Source organism: Mycoplasma sp. 4423 (assembly GCF_054353855.1).
Genome location: NZ_JBTHHJ010000010.1, coordinates 13,276 through 34,754, shown reverse-complemented (window position 1 = coordinate 34,754; position 21,479 = coordinate 13,276). Strand labels below are relative to the sequence as shown.

Annotated in this window: 16 protein-coding genes; 1 reads left to right on the top strand and 15 read right to left on the bottom strand. The window is 28.4% G+C overall.

What is annotated here, in order from left to right:
* Window positions 1-15 precede the first annotated feature (15 nt).
* From msrB to upp, 5 genes are read right to left on the bottom strand one after another with little or no spacing between them, the layout of a single operon-like run.
* Window positions 16-456: a peptide-methionine (R)-S-oxide reductase MsrB gene (msrB, locus tag ACXYRN_RS02430; RefSeq protein WP_458597812.1), complete on the bottom strand. Its 441-nt coding sequence runs from the start codon at window positions 454-456 to the stop codon at window positions 16-18.
* Complete coding sequence (locus ACXYRN_RS02425) at window positions 426-1,916, bottom strand: APC family permease (protein ID WP_458607543.1); 1,491 nt, start codon at window positions 1,914-1,916, stop codon at window positions 426-428. The genes msrB and ACXYRN_RS02425 overlap by 31 nt, the downstream gene beginning before the upstream one ends.
* A complete protein-coding gene (lon, locus tag ACXYRN_RS02420; RefSeq protein WP_458607542.1) occupies window positions 1,916-4,606 on the bottom strand; it encodes an endopeptidase La in 2,691 nt (896 codons plus the stop codon). The genes ACXYRN_RS02425 and lon overlap by 1 nt, the downstream gene beginning before the upstream one ends.
* Window positions 4,607-4,614: 8 nt before the next feature.
* Window positions 4,615-6,930, bottom strand: a complete 2,316-nt coding sequence (locus ACXYRN_RS02415; protein WP_458607541.1) for a class I tRNA ligase family protein — start codon at window positions 6,928-6,930, stop codon at window positions 4,615-4,617.
* Window positions 6,931-6,937: 7 nt separating this feature from the next.
* Window positions 6,938-7,564, bottom strand: a complete 627-nt coding sequence (gene upp / locus ACXYRN_RS02410) for a uracil phosphoribosyltransferase (protein ID WP_458597804.1) — start codon at window positions 7,562-7,564, stop codon at window positions 6,938-6,940.
* Window positions 7,565-7,767: 203 nt separating this feature from the next.
* Here upp and ACXYRN_RS02405 point away from each other — a divergent pair, with 203 nt between their 5' ends.
* Window positions 7,768-13,536 (top strand): coiled-coil domain-containing protein, encoded by a 5,769-nt coding sequence (locus ACXYRN_RS02405; protein ID WP_458607540.1) that lies wholly within the window; start codon window positions 7,768-7,770, stop codon window positions 13,534-13,536.
* A 26-nt stretch (window positions 13,537-13,562) separates the two neighbouring features.
* Here ACXYRN_RS02405 and ACXYRN_RS02400 read toward each other — a convergent pair whose 3' ends face one another.
* From ACXYRN_RS02400 to ACXYRN_RS02355, 10 genes are all read right to left on the bottom strand, one after another.
* On the bottom strand, window positions 13,563-13,943 hold the full coding sequence (locus ACXYRN_RS02400; RefSeq protein WP_458607539.1) for a PTS-dependent dihydroxyacetone kinase phosphotransferase subunit DhaM: 381 nt from the start codon (window positions 13,941-13,943) through the stop codon (window positions 13,563-13,565).
* A complete protein-coding gene (gene dhaL / locus ACXYRN_RS02395; RefSeq protein ID WP_458607538.1) occupies window positions 13,943-14,554 on the bottom strand; it encodes a dihydroxyacetone kinase subunit DhaL in 612 nt (203 codons plus the stop codon). Before dhaL ends, ACXYRN_RS02400 begins: the two co-directional genes overlap by 1 nt.
* Window positions 14,545-15,528, bottom strand: a complete 984-nt coding sequence (gene dhaK, locus ACXYRN_RS02390) for a dihydroxyacetone kinase subunit DhaK (protein WP_458607537.1) — start codon at window positions 15,526-15,528, stop codon at window positions 14,545-14,547. The genes dhaL and dhaK overlap by 10 nt, the downstream gene beginning before the upstream one ends.
* A 9-nt stretch (window positions 15,529-15,537) precedes the next feature.
* On the bottom strand, window positions 15,538-16,296 hold the full coding sequence (locus tag ACXYRN_RS02385; protein ID WP_458607536.1) for an MIP/aquaporin family protein: 759 nt from the start codon (window positions 16,294-16,296) through the stop codon (window positions 15,538-15,540).
* A gap of 7 nt (window positions 16,297-16,303) precedes the next feature.
* Window positions 16,304-17,821 carry a glycerol kinase GlpK gene (glpK, locus tag ACXYRN_RS02380; protein ID WP_458607535.1) on the bottom strand — a complete coding sequence of 506 codons (1,518 nt, stop codon included), beginning with the start codon at window positions 17,819-17,821 and terminating at the stop codon, window positions 16,304-16,306.
* Window positions 17,822-17,831: 10 nt separating this feature from the next.
* Window positions 17,832-18,560, bottom strand: coding sequence for a glycerophosphodiester phosphodiesterase family protein (locus ACXYRN_RS02375; RefSeq protein WP_458607534.1), 729 nt, complete (start codon window positions 18,558-18,560; stop codon window positions 17,832-17,834).
* A complete protein-coding gene (locus ACXYRN_RS02370; protein ID WP_458607533.1) occupies window positions 18,553-19,701 on the bottom strand; it encodes an MFS transporter in 1,149 nt (382 codons plus the stop codon). Before ACXYRN_RS02370 ends, ACXYRN_RS02375 begins: the two co-directional genes overlap by 8 nt.
* Complete coding sequence (locus ACXYRN_RS02365; RefSeq protein ID WP_458597787.1) at window positions 19,692-19,943, bottom strand: hypothetical protein; 252 nt, start codon at window positions 19,941-19,943, stop codon at window positions 19,692-19,694. The genes ACXYRN_RS02370 and ACXYRN_RS02365 overlap by 10 nt, the downstream gene beginning before the upstream one ends.
* A 9-nt stretch (window positions 19,944-19,952) precedes the next feature.
* Window positions 19,953-21,101, bottom strand: coding sequence for a type 2 glycerol-3-phosphate oxidase (gene glpO, locus ACXYRN_RS02360; protein WP_458607532.1), 1,149 nt, complete (start codon window positions 21,099-21,101; stop codon window positions 19,953-19,955).
* Window positions 21,102-21,256: 155 nt separating this feature from the next.
* The gene (locus ACXYRN_RS02355; RefSeq protein ID WP_458597783.1) at window positions 21,257-21,478 is read right to left on the bottom strand and encodes an RNA-binding S4 domain-containing protein; all 222 of its coding nucleotides are present in this window, start codon (window positions 21,476-21,478) and stop codon (window positions 21,257-21,259) included.
* Between the last annotated feature and the right edge of the window lies 1 nt (window position 21,479).

Here is a 21,479-nt window from a genome sequence, read left to right as displayed (position 1 = left end):
TATAGTGCTTTACAGTTATTTTTTAAATAATTCAAGGTATTCTTCATAACCTTCATCTTTTAATTTATCTACGGGAATAAAACGCAATGATGCAGAATTAATGCAGTACCGAAGTCCACCTAATTTTCTTGGACCATCTTTGAATACATGTCCTAAGTGTGAATCGGCATTTTTACTTTTTACCTCAGTTCGAATCATATTATGTGAATAATCGCTATGTTCTGTTACAACATCTTCATCTATCGGTTTACTAAATGCTGGTCACCCACATCCTGAATTAAATTTATCTTGTGATTTAAAAAGTGGTGTTCCATCAACGATATCCACATAAATTCCTTCTTCAAAATGTTCATCATATTCATTTGAATATGGATGTTCTGTATATCCTTCTTGAGTTACTTTATATTGTAATTCTGTAAGTTCTTTTAAACGTTGTTCTTTTTTCTTTTGTTCCATATTTCCTTTCAAAAAATTATCTTTTTTAAATTGTTCGGTTTCTTTTGTTTATAAATTCACATTCATTTTATTATAAATCCTATCAAAACAAATGATAGATATACAACTACAACAAAGGTGTTGGTCTCATCTCAGTTGTTACCTAATATGTTTGGTACTAAGAAAAATAAAATTAAAGTTGAAATTCATAAAATATTAACTATATATATTGTTTTTTCTCATCATGGGATTTTAGATATTTGTTTCTTTTTTTCTAAAATTAATGCTACAACAGCTGTTAAAGTATCTTCAATTAACAGTGCTAAACTATTTACTTTTATAACAGCTGTAAAGAACGGGTTATCATTATCTTTTGTTTTGCTTAAAAGGGTTGGTACTAATCATAAAACAAGCATTGCTATAAATGTAATAACTGCTGTTAAAATGATTGCATTACGGTATTCACCGTGTTTATTATGATCTGCATATTTTGGATTAATATGATTATCTAATGCAAGCGGAATTAACTTTCTTGCTGTAGATACCGTTTGTGTAATTTTATACCCTATATCATTAAATATAAATCCAATAATAAACACAATCGTTCCTGTAATATTCATTACAAGATAATAAATTTGTGAAAATTCATTGTTATTTGAATCAAACTTTATTGCTAAATAAACACTATAAAATGCTAGGTAAACAAATGCTACAATTCCTAGGGAAACAAATAAAATTCTTTTAAAATTTTTAAATTCTGCGTCTTTTGCCATAGAAGCCATATCTTCAATTCCTGCAAAAGCAAAAATAAAAACTAAAATACTTCCAAAAATCATTGTAGATGTTGCTTTTTTTGTTGTTTCATAAACAACTGTATATCCACCTGGTTTTATAACCGAAAGATATACTAAATTTACAAAACCTATCAACAAAAATGCTCATTTTACAGCAGATGTTAAAAATACAACTTTTGTATTAAGTGATAATCCTTTGGTTGATATCAATATCAATGCACCAAAGAAGATAAATGCAATGACCCTTATAATCCATATTATAGTTATATAATTTGAAATAGTTTTAGGTATTACTAATTCAAAAGTTTGCGCTAAAAACAAAGGTGACACAGATGATAAAACAGGTGATTGTAAGAATTGATTTCAACCAATGAAATAACAAAAGTTCTTTACAAAACCTTTTTTAAATTTATATCATTTGTTTTCAACATTTGACTGTTCTTCAAACAAGGTTGAATCAAGGTGTCTTGCATAAGCATATGAACCACCATAATGTTCTTTAAAAGCATTCCCTAAACGAGCAAATACTAATGCAGTTCCTATCATTGTAAGCAAACAAAGAGCGATAACTAAATATCCGTAAAATCCTATATTTAGTATTTCTGAAAAAGTTGTAAGGAAACCTAAACCAACAATAAAGTTGATAGTGAAAAAAGTAAATGATTTTTCACTAAAATGTTTTTTCACTATTGATTAAACTCTAATTGTTTCTTTGGTTTCTTCTTCTCAAAAACTACCTCATATATTTCTTCATAATTAGATACAGGAATATAAGTTAACTTTTCTTTAATTTCCATAGGAACATCAATTAAGTTTTTTACATTTCCTGTAGGTATAAAAACATATTTTAAGTTTTTAGAAGCGGCAGCAAATGATTTTTCTTTTAGGCCACCGATATCTAAAACATTACCTCTAAGAGTTATTTCACCTGTCATACCTATTTCAGATGATACAATTCGTTGTGATAATGCTGATATTAATGCAGTGGTAAATGTCACTCCTGCACTTGGGCCATCTTTTGGTACTGCTCCTTCAGGCACATGAATATGAATTGTTGTTTCATCAAAATTAAAGTCTGTAATACCATATCTAGCAGCATTTGCACGCACATATGAAAGTGATATATTAGCAGATTCTTTCATAACATCTTTTAATGAACCTGTTAATTTAATTTCTCCTTTTCCTGGATAAGTATTAACTTCAATTTGCAAGGTTGATCCACCAACTGATGTATATGCTAAACCATTAACTACACCAGGGGTTTTGTATCCATCATTTTCATTATCTTTAAATTTTTCGGGTCCTAAAAGTTCTTTTAAATCATTTATTTTTACCTCGAATTGTTTATTTTTTAGTTTTGGTAATTCGAGTTTTTTAAGCACGAATTTGCGTGCTAATTTATCTAAGACACGTTTTAATCCACGAACTCCGGCTTCTTTGGTATAGTTTTGAATAATGTATTTCATTGTGTCTTCAGAAATCTGCATAAAGTTGCTACTTGCCCCAACTTGTTCTGTTACTTTTGGCATCAAGTGTTGCTGTGCAATTTTTAATTTTTCAGTTAATGTGTAAGCAGATAATTCGATAACTTCAACTCGGTCTATTAAAGCATGAGGAATGTTTTCGTAATAATTAGCAGTCGCAATAAAAATTGCTTTAGATAAATCGTATTCATGTTCTAAGTAGTGATCTTGAAACTTTGTATTTTGTTCTGGATCTAAAACTTCTAACATCGCAGATGCCGGATCCCCTTTATTTGTTGAAGCCATTTTATCAATTTCATCTAATAAGATAACTGGATTAGAAACAGAACATTGTGAAATAGCTTTAATAATCTTTCCCGGCATTGCTCCTACATAGGTTCTTCTGTGTCCACGGATTTCGCTTTCATCATGTACTCCTCCAAGAGAAATTTTTACAAACTTTCTGGATAATGATTCTGCAATTGCTTTAGAAAGCGATGTTTTTCCTGTCCCAGGTGGCCCAACTAAACAAATAATAGGGACATTATTAAATGTTTTATCATTTTGTTTATTAGAATCCTTAAACAAATTCATATCAATCTCATAATTTTCATCATAAGGTAATTTATTTTCTTTTTTCTTTTTATTTCTTTCTGTATTAATAATAACAGCGATATATTCTAAAACACGTTGCTTAACTTCTTCAAGTCCATAATGATACTTAGAAAGAGTTTTTTTAGCATGATCTAAATCTAATAACTCTTTTTGTGTAAGTCTTCATGGTAGTCTTTTGAGATGATTGACATAAGTTTTTGAAATATTTGCTTCTGGTGATGTAGCCATCATTTCGTTCGCTCTCTTTGTTTCTTCAGCAATAATTTTTTTTACTGATTCAGGGTAACGGAAAGATTTATTTTTATCTTTTAACTCTTTTGCATAATCATCATCATCGCTTGGATCAACATTCATTCCTTCTAATTCATCTTGTATATATTTTAATTTTTCACGAAGTACATATTCTTTATGTTGACTTGCCATTTTATCTGTCATCTTTTGAGTCATTTGTGATTCTATATCAACATTTTGACTCATCATACCTGTTGCGGATGCAATTAATTTCATTAAAGAAATAATGTTAAATTTATAAAATGCAGCAAACTTTTCATTTATTTCGGGTGATAAAAATGATAAAAAAGTAAATAAAAACTTAATTTTTTCTTCTCTTGTTTTTAATTCAAAGTTCGGATAATATGAATTAATAAGTGCAGAAAGGTCATCGGTTGTATATGGTTTTTTTGTTATCGGATTATATTGAAAAATAATATTAACTGATTGTGTTTCTTTTATACCAGGGATTTTTTCAGTATCCCTTATCCCTTTTAAAGCAGAAAGCATTGCATCTAAATCATGATTTTGTGGTAATAAGTCAAATTTATAAACTTCATTTGTTTCATCAGAATTAGGTTCTTCAGGAACAAACTTTACTTCACCCGAACAAACTCTGACTAATTGTTCTTCATATAGTTTATCTCCATCTCCTTCTTTAACAGGTTGATAAGTTTCTAACAAAACATAACCATCTTCATCTGTTTCAGCGAAACCATATTCTTTTATGTTAAAAAAACCTAAAACTTCATATGTCAACATACATTTTTGATCTCGTTCTGAATCTTTTACAGGAGGTTCAAGTGGTTCTGCCTTTAAGAATTTAACAAATACTGCTTTACTTTCTAATTCATGCTCATTATTTGTAAACGAAACAACAAATTTATGTTCTATATTTGTTTTAGGAATAACTAAAGCACCAGATGAATACAAATTAAATGCATCTGTTTCTATTTGATGAATACCTTTTGGAAAAGACATTCAGTTTGTATCAACAACTAATAATGGGTATATGTTTTTATTTTTCATTATTCTCCTTATTTTATGACAAAATTAATTAATTTCTTAGGTATAAATATTTTTTTAATAATTTGTTTTCCTTCTAATCATTTTGTAACTTCTTTTTGTGCTTTTTCTAAAACTTCTGATTCGCTTGAATTTATATCAACCAATATTTCTCCACGGACTTTACCATTTACGGTTATACCATAACTTAATTCGTTCACAATTAATGCTGATTCATCTATACTAAAATCTTTTAAGTTTTTTAAATTAAAATATTTTTCTGAATATTCTCAAGCAAGGTGTGGGGCAAAAGGTTCTAAAATATTCAAAACGACATAATACATCTCTTTTAATAAAGCAACATCTTTAATCGTATCGTACTCATTAAATGTTTCCATTACTCATGCAATAACAGTATTAAATGCATATTCATTTTCTCTTTTGTTAAAGACATCTAAATATTTTTGCATTCCTTGATAAAGTTTTCTTCTTGCATTCTTTTCTTTTGAAGATAACTTTTCTATATTTATTTCATCTAAGGTTGTATTTTCAGGCAATTCATTAATCCTATCACTTAGTCGATTCAAAAACTTAAAACATCCATTTAGTCCTGCATCACTTCAATCTAATTCTTTTGCTGGTGGAGCAGCAAAAAAAACAAACAATCTGGTTGCATCTGCACCATATTTTTCTATCATTTCTTTTGGTTCAACTACATTACCTTTTGATTTCGACATTTTTGCACCATCTTTTAACACCATTCCTTGTGTTAAAAGATTTAAAAAAGGTTCGCGATAATTTATTAAACCAAGGTCAGCAAGTGCTTTAGAAAAAAATCTAGCATATAAAAGGTGTAAAATTGCATGTTCTATACCACCAATATATTCATCTACTTGATTTCAGTAATTTATATTTTCTTTGATAAACAAGTTATTATCCCTGAAAATTTGTGGTGTTGTATATCTCATTCAATATCAACTTGATTCAAAAAATGTATCAAGTGTATCTGTTTCTCGTTTTGCGTCCATACCACAACGATAGCATTTGGTCTTTAGTCATTCATTGTTTGTTAAAATAGGATTTCCTTTTCCGATGAATTCAACTTTTTCAGGTAATAATATAGGTAAATCCGATTCGGGAACTGGTATAGTTCCACACACTTGACAATGAATTAAAGGAATTGGTGTTCCTCAATATCTTTGCCTCGAAATTCCTCAATCTCTAAGATTATATTGAACTACCTTTTTTAGTTCTTTTTCTAAAACAACATAATTTTTAATTTTGTTTTTTACACTTATGCTATTTGCATTCATAAATGATAAATGACTTTCATTCTTACTTGAAGCAAATTGTGCTTCTTTTGCAGAAAAACTTGCGAAATCTGTTATATAAACATCTAAAAAATCATGAGTAACTGGATTAATAACTTGAAATGGTGTTTTTATTGACAATTTCTTACCAAAAATTTTGTTAATCACACAATTATTTATTTCATCAAGTATTTTTTGTTTTTTTTCGTTCAAAAATCCCTGATTTTTTAGTTTTTTCACAAGTGGGTGTTTAAAATTTATAGCCAAAAAGTCTGCATTTACAATATTTTGATAATCTTTTTCAAAAACAACTATTTCAAAATCTTTATTTGCAGATTCTAAGATAATTTTATATACTTCTTCTCTACCAATTCAATTTTTTTGCATTGTCAAAACTTGTTGGGGTCAATGATTTTCTAATATTTTCAAATCATTTAAAAGTTCATCAGCATACTCAGTTATTTTTAAATAATATGTATCCATTTCTTTTTGCACAACATTTTCATTGCAACGTCAACATTTATTATCAACTACTTGTTCATTTGCTAAAACTGTATTATCATTTTCGCATCAATTAAGCAAACTATTCTTTTTATAAATCAAACCTTTATTTCAAAGTTGAATAAATAAAAATTGTTCCCATTTTGTATATGTTGCATCTGCTGTAATACATTCTTGATCTCAAGCAAAAGATAAACCAAGTCTTTTTAACTCAGCATCCATATTTTTAATATTTTCATAAGTTCATTTTTTAGGATGAATATTATTTTTTATTGCTGCATTTTCAGCAGGTAAACCAAACGCATCTCACCCAAATGGATGAAATACATTGAACCCTTGACGACGATAAAAACGTGCCATCGCGTCACTTATAGCATAATTTTTAACATGTCCCATATGGATTTTCCCACTAGGATACGGAAACATACTAACTATGTATTTCTTTTGTAATGTAAAATTATTTGAAGGTTCAAAATTTTTAGAATCAAGTCAATATTTTTGTCATTTTTTTTCTATTTCTTCAAATTTATAAGACATTCTGCTCCTATTTTGTTCCAAAAATTCTATCCCCTGCATCACCTAAACCAGGTTCGATATAACCTTTATTATTCAACCTAGCATCAAGTGCAGATAAATATATATGAAAGTCATCTCCAAAATGACTTAAAACATTATTAACACCCTCTTTAACTCCAACTAGACACACTAACTGTACATTTGTATAACCCTCTTGATAAATCCGTCTAATCGCATCGACTGCTGAATTTCCTGTAGCAAGCATCGGATCAACTACTATAATTAAACTATCTTTTGGAACATTAGGCATCTTAAAAAAGTATTCGTTTGGTTGTAAGGTTTCTTCATCTCGATACATTCCAATGTGTCCTACTCTTGCTTGTGGAATTAAATCAAGTAAACCTTCTGTCATACCTAATCCAGCACGTAAAATGGGTACCAAAACTATTTCATTTGAAAATGTATCACCAACAAAGTCCTGTCCTAAAGCAGTTGTAATTTGTTTAGGTTTTGTTTTATAATTTCGCATAATTTCATAAACCATTAGCGAACCTATTTCATTTAAATTACTTCTAAATTCTTTGTGTGATGTATTTTTATCACGTAATTTAGTAAGTTTTATTTTAATAAGTGGGTGTTCTAAAATTTTAAGCATCATTTCTCCTAATTTCACATTATATAAATATTTTTATATTATATACTTTTTTATATTTTTCTAATTATTTATAAATGCAGTTGCATTTTTATTATTTATTTTTATCGAAAGAGAACCAAAAAAAGTACTAAATGCGAACTTTATAAGAAATTTCATTATATTTTTAAATAATCTAAAATATAAATATATAAATATAGGTAATTATGAAAAAGAAAACAAAAATAATTATAACTGCTGCTACATTAGCATCTTCTGCTGTTTTAGCAACAGCAGTAGGTTTAGGAGTGGGTTTAACTCATAATAATTTAACATTAGAATCACAAAAGAAATATCAAAATCATTCTGTTATTAAAATAGAACAAACTATTGAATGAAAAGGTTTACCAACACAAACAAACGCTTATAAACCTGATTTAAAAAAGATTATAAAGAGTGTAAAAGAAAAAGATTTCGATAAGTTTTTAACATCTTTTAAAAGTTATTTAACTGACTGAAAAAATACTTTTTTAAAGGTTTCACAGTTAAAAACATATTTATCAGATGCAAATAGTTCCAAATATTTTACGTTAATCAATTCAAATATAAATGTAGATGAATCAATTAACCAGTTGCTTAATCAATTGAAAAGTGTGAATTCAAAAAACATAGATGAATATAAGGACAAAATTATTAATGAAGATGCTCAAATTAGTTCTACCATTGATAATTATGTAAAATTTAAAGCAAAATATGACACTTTTTTACAAGAAATAAGTAAATTTTCTTCATATTATGATTTATCAAATGATAAATTTTTGCAAATTTTACTAAAACAAGATGGAATTAACGGTTTTAATTCTTTTTTGACTATTTTACAGTCAAATAAATTTGTTTTTGATGAAATTTCCAATATCAAAAATTCTCATGAAAATGTTTCGGAACTCAAGCAATATTTTGAACAATTCAACACTTTAAATATATCAATACAAAGATTTGATGATATTAACAAATTAACTATACAATACCAAAGTATTTTAGAGCAAATAAATGCTGAAATTGATAGTTTAAAAAACAAAAATAAATCAAATACTCAACTAAACAATCTTAAAAATCAAGCAAAAAATCAAATAACTTCATTCAATCTTTTAACAAACGATACTAAATCACAATTTATTAATGCTATTGATAATGTATTAATTTCCAATGAAATTAATACACTTTTAAGTAGAGCAAATAAATTAAACAAAGAAAAAGAAAAATTAAATATACTTTTAGATAAATATAATCAATTAAAAACAGATAATGATATTAACTATATAAACAGCGATAATAAAACTAAATTAGATGAACAAATTTCAAAAAATTCATTTGATGATGCTTCTAATTCAAAATTATTAAAAAACATTGAAAATATAGCCACAGATAACAATTATCTAGAAAAACTAAATACATATATAAGTTTAATTTCTTCTTTTTTAAATAATATAAATGGTAATCAAGTTTACCAAAATGCTTTATCTGAGTTTAACAAAATCAAAGATAATAATAATTTTTCAGATGATTTAAAAAAGCAACTTGATGAATATATATCAACACAAAAAATAGCTGCTGATATTAATCAAAAGACCAATCAATTAAGTTCGTTTATAGATATTTTTAACAAGTTGCACATAACTTATAGCACTCAATCACAGTTAGATAAATCCAATATCAGTCAAGATGATTTAAATCAATTAAATTCACTTTCTGCTGCTGTTTTAAGGTTTTTTACTTCTGATTTAAAACTTAAAACATTCGATCTAAATCATATCTTGAATCTAAGGGAAACACTTATTAATAACTTAGCTCTATGAAAGCAAAAACTCGATTCATTATTAGATAAAAAAGATAATCAAAATAACAATGATTATCAGAAACAAGCACAAAAACAACTTAATGTAAAACTTGATGATCGACTCTCAAAATATGATTTAAATCGTTATTTAACTTCTCTTTCTTTTAATCTTAAAAATACAAAATTATGGTTACAAGAGCCAAAAAGTAATCAATTTAACTATAAATTAACTGATATAAATTTAAAAGATGATAATAAAAATACTTTGATTTTAACATATCATGCATCTGCTAAAAATAATGTCTGAAGAGGTGATGTAACAAGTGAATTAAGCATTAATAATACTGAAAAAGATGTAAATAACATTATTAATGAATCGTCGATTAAAAATCTCGATGAAATCTATAATATTAATTATTTTAATTTAGGTCTTTATAAAAAAAGTGCTATTACATTACAAATTCTTAAAGATAACTTATCTATCAAACAAACATATATTAACAACTACTTTAAATTTAAAATCAAAGAAAATTCAACTACTTTCTTTGATTTAAATAATAAATTAAATTTGAATATAGAACTACTATTTAATAATCATATAATTAAAACATTAAATGTATCAAGTTTAAACTCAATAGATTTTTTACCTGAAGATAATCAAACTTTTGATGCTTCTATTTCCTTAAATAATGCTTTCAAACAAAGCGATTATTATAAACCTGTAAATCTTTATGTTAACCCTATTTATTTAGGTAACACAAAATATTACAACGAAACAGGAAGCAATGGACAATACAAAGAATACCACAATGCTTTTACAAAAGCAGGTTTATTTAGATGATGATTTTGAAAACATAACATTGAACCTTTTTATGAAAAAATAAAGAGTCAATTTAATAATAAAGATTTTTTTGTTGAACCAACAACAAAAAACAACGAGAAAAATTTTCCTTTACTTGATGATGCAGCAGATCATTCAAATAAACTTTCAGCAATGCAAATAAAAAACATTGTTTTAATGTGGTTTAAAGAAAACAATCCTTGAGTTAATTATAATATATCTTCTGATACTACTGTCGATTTAAAAACCACCAATAATCATCTTTTTGAAATCGATCCAGGAGATCCAACTAAATCATCTGCTATATTTAATTTCATTGTTACAAAAGGACAATTAAAAAAAGAAATCTCGCTTCGTTTTACAACACAAAATTTTGATAGAATTGATAATTTAACACAAAAACAGCAAAAAGCACTTGATAAGATTTTTGAAATTTTTAAGGATAAATCTGGTTCAAAACTCTTTAACCTTATAAAAATCAAAAACCTAAATAACACACATAATAATTATTCAATTATCCAAAGGAACCCTGAAGATACATTTAATGATGTCTATATACTTCCTAAAATAGGTGAATATCAGATATATGCTAAATCATCCACTATCGAATCGGCAGGTAAGCATTTTACCAATAATGCTTTAATTACTTTTTCAATTAAAGATGGAAATGGTAATGAAATCAAATTAAATCAAAGTGATTATGATAATTTAACGCTAGATATCAAATATTGAAAACCTATTCAATATCGCGATATTAAACCTAAAAATAATAACAAATTTACTGATGATGACTTTAAACCAACACCTTCACGAAGAGAAAATAACGAAATTGATCAAAAAGATAAAGATACCATTAATAAAATTAATAGTAAAAACTTTGAATATCGCAAAGTCCTTGCTGAATTTACAGGACACAGCGAAGTTAAATACAGTGTTTTAGATCCAACTGATATAGTGAGACAAAATGCACAGATAATGCTTAATTACTTACTTACTTTTAAAAACACTACGGCTGTATCTGTTGAAAAAAACGAAGAATTTAAAGATGAAAGTGATAATTTCAAAAAAGAAAATGTCAACAAAAACGAATACAATCACGATGATATATCTTTATCAACAGATGTTTCAAATAATTTAAATTTGAATGAAATAAATAAAAAATATTTTATTTATTTCTACGATGTTCAAAATCCTGAATACGGAAAGATGATATTTAAATTAGGATTTATAGATAAAACAAACACAAACAAAAGATATCATATTAATCACTCTATCACATTGGTTAATTTAAAAAACGATTATAAAGATAAATTATATCCTGAAGTTATATTAAATAATATTAAAAAATCCGATTTAACTTTATCAAGCAACTTTGTTGCTAAAAATCTTTCTGCAAGCAATTTTAATCAATTTATTACCATAAATCCAAGAGCGCTAACATACAATGATTATACGGTTGCAAAAGATTATATTAAACTTGATAAACTTGTTCATGCGGGCGATAATATCTATATAACCTTAAAATACGAGAAACCAGGAAGAACTATTTTCGGTAGAACATGATATTTATTAGGAAACTCTAATAATGAAGTTAAAGTTGATTTAGATATTTCAAAAGAAAAACCTTTAACAACTGTATACAAGAAAAATTCAATTTTTAGAAGTAGGGAAATTGAATTATATTATAAAGATGCATTATGAACTTTTGACAAGGAAAATAATGCTGCTCATTGAACTTTAAAATCTAAATATCTTGCTAAAACTTTTGAATCCAATAATTCAAACCATCGAAAAATATATTTACATCTTTTTGGAAATGTTTTAGTTCAAAACGCAAAAAGAAAATCAAGAATTTCTGATAGAGATCACCAAAATAAAGGTGGATATGATTTTGAAATAGATTACGATAAATTAAAAACCAAAAAAACCATCACTATAAATTCACATACATCGAATGTTTTTTATGAAAAAGTTTCAAAAGAACTTCCTCATATACCTTTTTCATTGACCACTACATTAAATGACTCAGGTGATATTAATTTTGTTTTCGAGTTAACTGATGCAAAGTATAAATTAGTTGTTGGTAACTTATTAAGATACTTATATGGAATCGGTGATGCGAAATTTTATAACAGTGATAAGTTTGATGAATTTGATCCAAACAAGGCATTTCTGCTTGCATCAAATGCTGCTGCAATACATATTGAATATGAAAACAATGTTGAAGAAAATTTTGGTGTAAAAACAAATATTTTTGATTATACAAAATTAGATTACAACCAAGAAAACGAACCGATAACATTCATAAGTGATCCGAAAGCATACGATTTAAGTTGATATAATCCAAACCAAAATGTTGATTTTAAACTACATGATGGGTATTTGCAAGATAACGAATTCTTACATCGTAGTTGAAAAGAAAATGATGTAAATATAGATTTAGTTAATAATGCAAAATCTAGAACGTTTGGTTATTCTCGCGGAACTGCTACAATGCTAGCAAAAGTAAATGATGATCCAAACAGTGGTTTATTTTACATTATTACTAACAACCATGTTGAAGGTGGTAATAAATTCGATATAGATTCGCTGCAAGGAAACAATTTACCTAATCGTTTTGAAGCAGGTAGATATATGAATATCGCTTTAGATAACTATTCAAACAATGTTGATGCTGGTCAAAACGATGTTTATACACCAAAAAACATTAAAGCCGCTATAGTTTGAACAGGTTTGAAACAACTTGATTTAAATGGACAAAATCCTGCATTTGCTGATATGACAGTTGCTATCGTTGATATTAAACCTGTAATCGAACAAGCCTATAACAGTGGACTATACGTTCGAGCAGCATGGTTTGAAAACTGATATAAATTACCTCCATTAAAACTTAATACCAATGGGCAAAATCTAGAATTCTTCACCTCAGTTCGGGCTCAGTTTGCAATGAATGGTTATCCTTATGCAAAAGAAAATGGATATTTATTAAATCGTGCTATCTTTAGTGATCAAAATGTCGGATTTAACCGACAAGATGGATATACACCTGCATATTTTAATGCCGGTAATTCTGGTACAGGTGTTATGGGTGCTGATAATAATTATATTTCTACTATAAATTCTGGTGCTCCTTTAAGATTTTTACAAAGTTGAACCTATAGCAAAAACTTTTATAATTATTTTGGGATCAACTGAGATGGACAAAATCCATTAATATTAAACAACACTAGATCTCTTGCTTCATATATGATGAAAATAAATGCAATAAATCCAAATATGTACCCACTTCCTTGGTTTTTTAAACCATTTGATAATTAATAAAACCAAGTTTTATAAACTTGGTTTTATTTTTGTAAAGGTGCTAAACTTGCTTGACAAACAGATTCAAAGTCTGCACCTGCATTGGCTAAAACATATGCAGCAAATGTGTTTTCAACAATTGCTCCCTTACTGATAAATACTTTTTTATCCTCTATCATAGGTATCATTGATTCAGCTGATAATACAGCAGAACCTAAATCAGGGAAGATAAATATTTCACTTATATCAGGATTAGATTTGATTACTTCTAAAATTTTAAAAGGATCTGTACCTAATTCTTCATTTATCCCACCTATTGCTTCTATTTTAACATTTTCATTTTTTATAGGTAACATTTTTAACAAGTATTCTTTAATAGTTTGTGCGAGTTTTAAATAATGACTAACAATAATAAACAATTTCATTAAAGCACCTTAATTAGGTTTTTAAGTATTAAATAACTTGAATAAGATCCTGGATCAACAGTTCCAATCGATCTTTCTTTTAAATATGATGCTCTTCCTTTGTTTGCTTGCATTTGTTTAGTTTTATCTGAAAGCGATTTGACAAACTCTGTTAAGTTATCTTTTTCTTTTTGCTGCAAGTTATTTTTATTTTCTAAATAACTTGCAAGTGGTTTTCAGACATCATACATTGTTTTTTCATTTAGTATAACTCGTCCAAGTTTTTCAAGTGAAGCTGCAAAGGTTTTAATTAAGGTTTTAAATTCAACAAAGTCAAACTTCTCACTTCCTCTAAGTGTATTTCCACTTTGTAAAAATGCCATACCATACAAAGGTCCAGAAGCACCTCCAACAACTGACATCAAAGTTCTACCAACTTGATTTAAATAACCACTTAAATCAAGGTTATTAGGTCTAATTTCAGCAACTTTAACAAAACCCCGCACCATATTAAATCCATGATCACCATCACCTATCGCTTGATCTAGCGAAGATAAATAATCTTGATTATCTTGCAAATCTATATTTATCTGATGCATTGCATCAACTAAGTTCTGATATTTTACTTCCAATTTCTTACCTCGGTTGGTGCATCAAGCATTTCTTTTAGTTCAGAATCTAATTTAAGTAGTGAAATAGAAAATCCTTGCATCTCTAAGGAAGTCATAAAATTACCTAAATGACTGCTATAAATATTTATATTCTTTGTTTGTAGATAATTATGAATATCATTAGCAGCAATATATAATTCCATTTCTGGTGTTCCACCAAGTCCATTTACCATTAAAGCTACATCAGAATTGCTATAATCTAAATCATTTAATATTAAATCTAACATTTCTTTAACTATTTCTTTTGATGATTTAATTCTTTCTCTTTTTACTCCAGGTTCTCCATGAATCCCTAATCCAAATTCTATTTCGTCTTCTTTTAAAGAAAACGATTCTTTACCTGTGGTGGGGATAAAAATTGAATTTAGTGAAATTCCAAATGATCTTACATTTTTAACTACTTTTTCTGCGATTCTTTTTACTTCTGATAAATTTAATCCTTTTTCAGCTGCCGCACCTGCTATTTTATGTACAAAAACTGTTCCAGCAATTCCGCGACGACCAATTGTCCAAGTTGAATTTTCAACAGCAACATCATCGTTAACTAAAACACTTTCAATGTTTTTTCCATTTGCTTGTGCAAGTTGTTGAGCTATTTCAAAGTTTAATTTATCACCTGTATAGTTTTTGATAATCAGTAATGTTCCTGCTTGTGAGTCTATTTGGTTGATTGCTGCTTCAACTTGATCAGGTGTAGGTGATGTAAATACTTCACCAGCAACCACTGCTGCAAGCATTCCATGTCCTACATATCCGGCATGTGCTGGTTCGTGTCCTGAACCACCACCAGAAATTAAAGCAACTTTGTTTTTATCAAAGTTTGGATTATAAATAACATTAAATCCAGTAACTCTTTTAACATTTTTGTTAACTTTTACAAAACCCTCTAACATTTCATCAACTATGTTTTGTGGGTTATTTAATATTTTCTTCATAATAACTTTCTAATGAATTAACGCAAACAGTCCAATTATTGCTCCTGCTAATGATGGTGCTATCACAGGTAATCATGAATATTTTCAGTTTGCTCCTATATGTTCACTTTTACGTTTTTTAAGCATTATCGATTCTAAGAATCAATAAATTATTCTTGGTCCAAAATCACGTGCCGGATTAATAGCATATCCTGTTGAAGCACCGATAGAAGCACCGATACCTACAACTAATCAAGTTACAGGTAAAGGACCTAAACTAGCAACATCTTTTGCTGCTGCACCACGATTAAATGCTAAAATAACTCCAACCAACATTAATGTTCCTACTAATTCATAAGAAAAGTTAAAAATTAATGCTTTGTCTTTTTTGTTATCATATGCTGGTCCGGTGCAATGTGAACTTCGTATAGCAGATAATTCTGTTTCTTGAATGTGTTTTCAATTTATAAAATCTAAAACTATTTGCCCTACCATCGCACCTAATAATTGAAACGGTATATATATCAATAAGGTTGCATCCTTATTGCTTATCGCACCATAGATACTTACAGCAGGATTTAAATGTCCGAAACCATCAAGCGATCTTGAGACTAAAACACCTGCCATAACCGCTATCCCTCAACCGAAAATAATTACTGTTCATTTTCCTGGTTGATTTGCAAACATTTTTCTTGCAGACACAGAGTAATTAACACCATTACCTAAAATAATAAGCACCATTGTACCTAAAAATTCTGATAATACCGTTAATCAAAAATGATAATCCATATTTCTCCTATTCTATATCTTTAGTTCAATTTAATGTCTTTTTAACCGCTGTTTGTCAACCTTTAAGCAAGTGATTAATCTTTTCTTGACTAAATGATGGTGTAAATACACGGTCAATTTGATTTATTTGTTTAATTTCTTCTAAATCTTTCCAGTAACCTACCGCTAAACCAGCTAAATATGAAGCACCTAAGGCAGTTGTTTCAATATTTTTAGGTCTTTCAACTTTTAAATTTGAAATTGAAGCTTGAAACTGCATCAAGTAGTTAGAATTAGATGCACCTCCATCAACTTTTAAAGCCACAATTGGTTTACCTAAATCTTTTTGCATCGCCGAAATCAAATCATTTGATTGGTAAGCAATAGAATCTAATGTTGCCTTAATAATATGTTCACGTTTGCTTCCACGTTCTAAACCAAAAATCGCTCCACGTGAATATGAATCTCAATATGGTGCTCCTAAACCAGTAAATGATGGAACCACATAAACTCTTTGATCATCGTTTACTAATGAAGCAAAAAAGTCTGATTCTGCTGCGTTATATAACAATCCAACCGAATCACGAAGTCATTGAATCGCTGCACCGGCAACAAAAACCGAACCTTCAAGGGCATAAACAACTTTTTGATCACCTAGTTTTCAAGCAATAGTAGTAAGAAGTTTGTTTTTTGAATCAACTGCCTCATTACCGGTATTTACAAGTGTAAAACATCCTGTACCATAAGTATTTTTAACCATACCAACTTCAGTACATAATTGTCCAAATAATGCTGATTGTTGGTCACCAGCAACGCCTGTAATAGGAACTTGCCCTAATGCTTTATTTGATCAATGGTGTGGACTTACCACCCCAAAGTGTCCTGATGATGATTTCACTTTAGGAAGAATTGATTTTGGTATTTCTAATAAATCTAAAATTTCTTGATCTCAATCAAGTGTATGAATGTTGAATAACAATGTTCTAGAAGCGTTAGATACATCAGTTGCGTGTACTTTTCTGTTTGTTAATTTTCATATTAGTCATGTATCAATTGTTCCTGCAAGCAATTTTCCTTGTGCAAGTTTTTCTTGAGCTTCTTTAATATTTTTTAAGATTCAACGAATTTTTGTTCCTGAAAAATATGGATTAATAATTAATCCTGTTTTAGAACGAAACATTTCTTCTTTACCATCTTTTATTAAAGTGTCACAAAATTCAGCTGTTCTACGATCTTGTCAAACAATTGCATTATATACAGGTAATCCTGTTTCTTTATCTCATAAAACCACTGTTTCACGTTGGTTTGTAATTCCTAACGCTGCAATATCATGAGATTTAATTTTTGCTGCATGTTTAGCACTTTGCATAGTTGAAAGTTGTGTATTTCATATTTCAAGTGGATCGTGTTCTACTCAACCTGATTTAGGAAAATATTGAGTAAATTCACTTTGAGCACTTGCTTTTATATTCCCATCTTGGTCGACTACTAATGTGCGACATGATGTGGTACCCGAATCAAGTGTAATAATATATTTATCTGTCATATAACCTCTATTATTTCTTTTCGAATTTATAGTTACTTATTTGAGCATAAACCAATGAATCATTAGCATATTCATCAAATTTCTTCTTGTCTTTTAATGTTCATAACATCAAAGGTAAGTTGATTTTTTTATATTTTTCTTTATCTTTATCATATAAAACCCATCAAGGATTTAAGAATTCGCAAATTTCTTTAATCTCTGTAACAGAAATAGAATTAAATTGTGTTTGTGTTCAAAAAAGAAATCCTAAACGGTATTTTGAAGAAATTTTGTGCATATTTCTTAAGGTTTGGAAATTAAATGATGAAAATACTATTTTTTCAAAGTATTTATCACCATATTTTTCGGATAATTTATGTAATTTTTCTTCAATCCCTTTATACTCTTTTTGATCGGTTTTAATTTCCACATTAATTACTTTAAATTTGTCTATATATGCATCTAAAAATTCTTCTAAGGTTAAAATTGTTTGTGGTTGAGTTTTAAATTTAAAGAATTTTGAATGATCATCTTTACGAAGATCTGCTAATGTTGTAAATTCAATTTCTTTCGATGTCAATGATGTTCGATTTGTTGTTTCATCATGGATGATAACAAGTTCTTTATCTTTTGTTAAATGAACATCAAGTTCAACTCCATCAAAATTAAATTGATATGCCATTTCAAATGACAACTTTGTGTTTTCAGGTGCAATACCCGAATAACCTCTGTGTCCTAAAATTAATTGTTTACTAAGCATTTTCTAATGTTCTCCATCTATAATTTGTTTTTCCGTGTTTCTTTAGTTCTTTACTGTTAGCGATATGAACTATAACACCTGCAATTATTCCGATAATCGCTATTGCAAGTGTAATCACAAGAATAATTTGATATCCTGTTTGAGATGTATTTGTCGAATTATTTTCTGTATATCTTTTACCCACTGCAGCTGTTACATTATATAATCAAGCATCTGTTGAAAATCCAATGAATGATAAAATCCCAATCGATGAAGCATAAGAATTCTTTTCAATATGTATTTCACCAACTTGTGTATATCTTAATGTAACCATAGCCCAAGATAAAATCCCTGCTAATAAGTATAAAATACTACTTATCACTATCACAGCAATAGAGGCTGATTTAGGTGCAAATCCCAATAGAATAATAATTCCTAAAACAATAATTCCTATTCCTGTTGTAATTAATAAGAATAATATATAACTTCTGAATTTGTCTGCTCAACGACCTATAAATGTTGATACAATCGTTCTAAGTCCATATGTTCTTAATCCACCCAAAACAGTTACAAGTATTACGGGTGCTGAATATGAATTTTGAATCAATTGTAACAAATAGTAAGCAAAGACACTTTGGAAAGTATACATACCCATTACAAATAATGATAAAGCTCATAATTTTCAGTTTTTTAAGGCTTTATAAACCTCAAAAATGTTCTTTTTAACCTTTGCTCAAGAAAGTTTATCATTATTCTTTTGCATTGGTTTTTCAGGAACTAAAACTAATACAAGCACTGATGTAACCACTAAAAATGATGCTATTAAGAATGCATAAGTTGAAAATGGTATATGTGAACTAACATCCTTTGGTGCTCAGTATGTAGTAATCATAATTCCAATAAAGAACACAAATAATAATCCGATTAAACCGTTTGCTGTTCCTTGTATCCCGTATGCTAAACCTTGATTTTCCTTAGTTGTTTGTTGGGAAACAAGTTTTCATAAGGGTGTTCAGAATACTAATGTTGATGAAACACCTCATAATCCAAATATAATTGAATATTGAATAAACACACTTTCTTTTGAATATGTACTTGAGTTTCAAATCACCCCACCAAACCAAAAAGTTATTATTCCTGTTGAAAATACTGCTATAAACAACAATCATCTTGAACTAAATTTGTTGGCAAGGACCCCCCCGGTAATTGAGTAACTAAGGTAACTCATCCTATTATCGATGTAAGGGAAGCAACTTGATCTTCACGTATATTCAAATATGTGTGTAAATTAGGTATTATATTTTTGATATAATATGGAGCTGCAATTACAAACACATCACAAGCTGCTAAAATAACTAAAGCAATGATTTGTTTGTATGTAAGTCCTTTAAATTTACTAATCATATCTTCCTTTTAAAATCTAACTTTGTATTTAGGATTGAAATGTTCTTTTTTTTCTAATTCCAATCCTGCTTTTTCTACTAATTTTGCTATTTCTTGTGCAATAGCTGGAGCAGAAGCAATAGCTGGTGATTGCATTCCTGCTGCATTTATAAATCTTGCATTTTTCTTTGCTGGTCTTATAACAAAATCATTTGTTTCTATGTCAATTGGACGCGATCCGGCAAGTGTCATAATAGTACGATCTAAACGAAGTGAAGGAATAATTTGTGTTCCTATTTGACCGATATAATCAAATTTTTCTTTTGTCACAACCCGAGTTTGATCTTTTGGAACACCCTCTTCCGCTGTAGGTCCAACCATTACATGCCCATCTAGCATAGGTGCAACGATAACGCCTTTTCCGTGAATTGTAGGAACTTTAAAGCATATAGAATTAACCACACCACCTTCAGAACGTGCAAGAATTCTATACTCACCACGTCTGGTTGTTTGTTTAAAATCACCATAACCTGCTTTTTCGGCTAAAATGTCTGCATAGTGCCCGGCGGCATTAATTACAACAGAAGCAGTTATTACTTCTTTTTTATTTATATGAATTTTAAAATCTGTTTCATCAAACTCGATGTCCTTAACTGCTGCATTATTTCTTAATTCAACACCGTTGTTTTCTGCTGCACCTAAAAACGCATATGTTGCTCGAACAGGATCTATTGCTCATGAACTTGTACACAAAAGAGCTCCACGAACTTCTGGGTTTACATTAGGTTCTTTTTTAAGAACTTCTTCTTTTGTAAGAACTTTCATGAATTCTGCTGGAACTTTATTTATAATTCCACGTTCATAAAGCATATGTACATGTTCCATTTCTTCTTCATTAAAGGCTAAAATTAACGAATCAACTTGTGCTCTAGGAAAATCTAAATATTTAAATATTTTTTCTCTTCATAATTGATTACCTAAAACATTTAATTTTGCTTCTACTTTACCTGGTTCTGGATCAAAACCTCCGTGGATTGCTCCTGAATTACCTCTAGATGTTTCATCAGCAAAAACTGGATTTTTTTCTAAAAGCAAAATTTTTAATTTATATTGTGATAGTTCATATGCTATCGAAGCACCGATAATACCACCACCAATAATAACAACGTCATATTTCATAATATCCTCCTATAATATTAATTATAGAAAAATTATTTATTATCTTTATTAATTAATAATAAAAACTGAATTATTTTGTTTTTAAAAGAAATTATTTCCGTATTTTTGCCATAAATATGAGTTTTTTTAAATAAAAACCAAGATTTTTTTAGATTTTATATTTCTGAATCGATACTTGTTATTTTGTATACATCATTATTTACTCAAACAATATCATTTATATATATTTTTGAACTTCTTCCTTCCGGGGTTTTTCCGTTTATTTTTATGTTATTTTCTTGTAAATATAATTTTGCTTGTCCACCTGAGTCTATTTCTTCTATTTTTTTAAGAAATTGTCCCAGTTTGATAAACTCACCTTTTATTTTTATATTCATA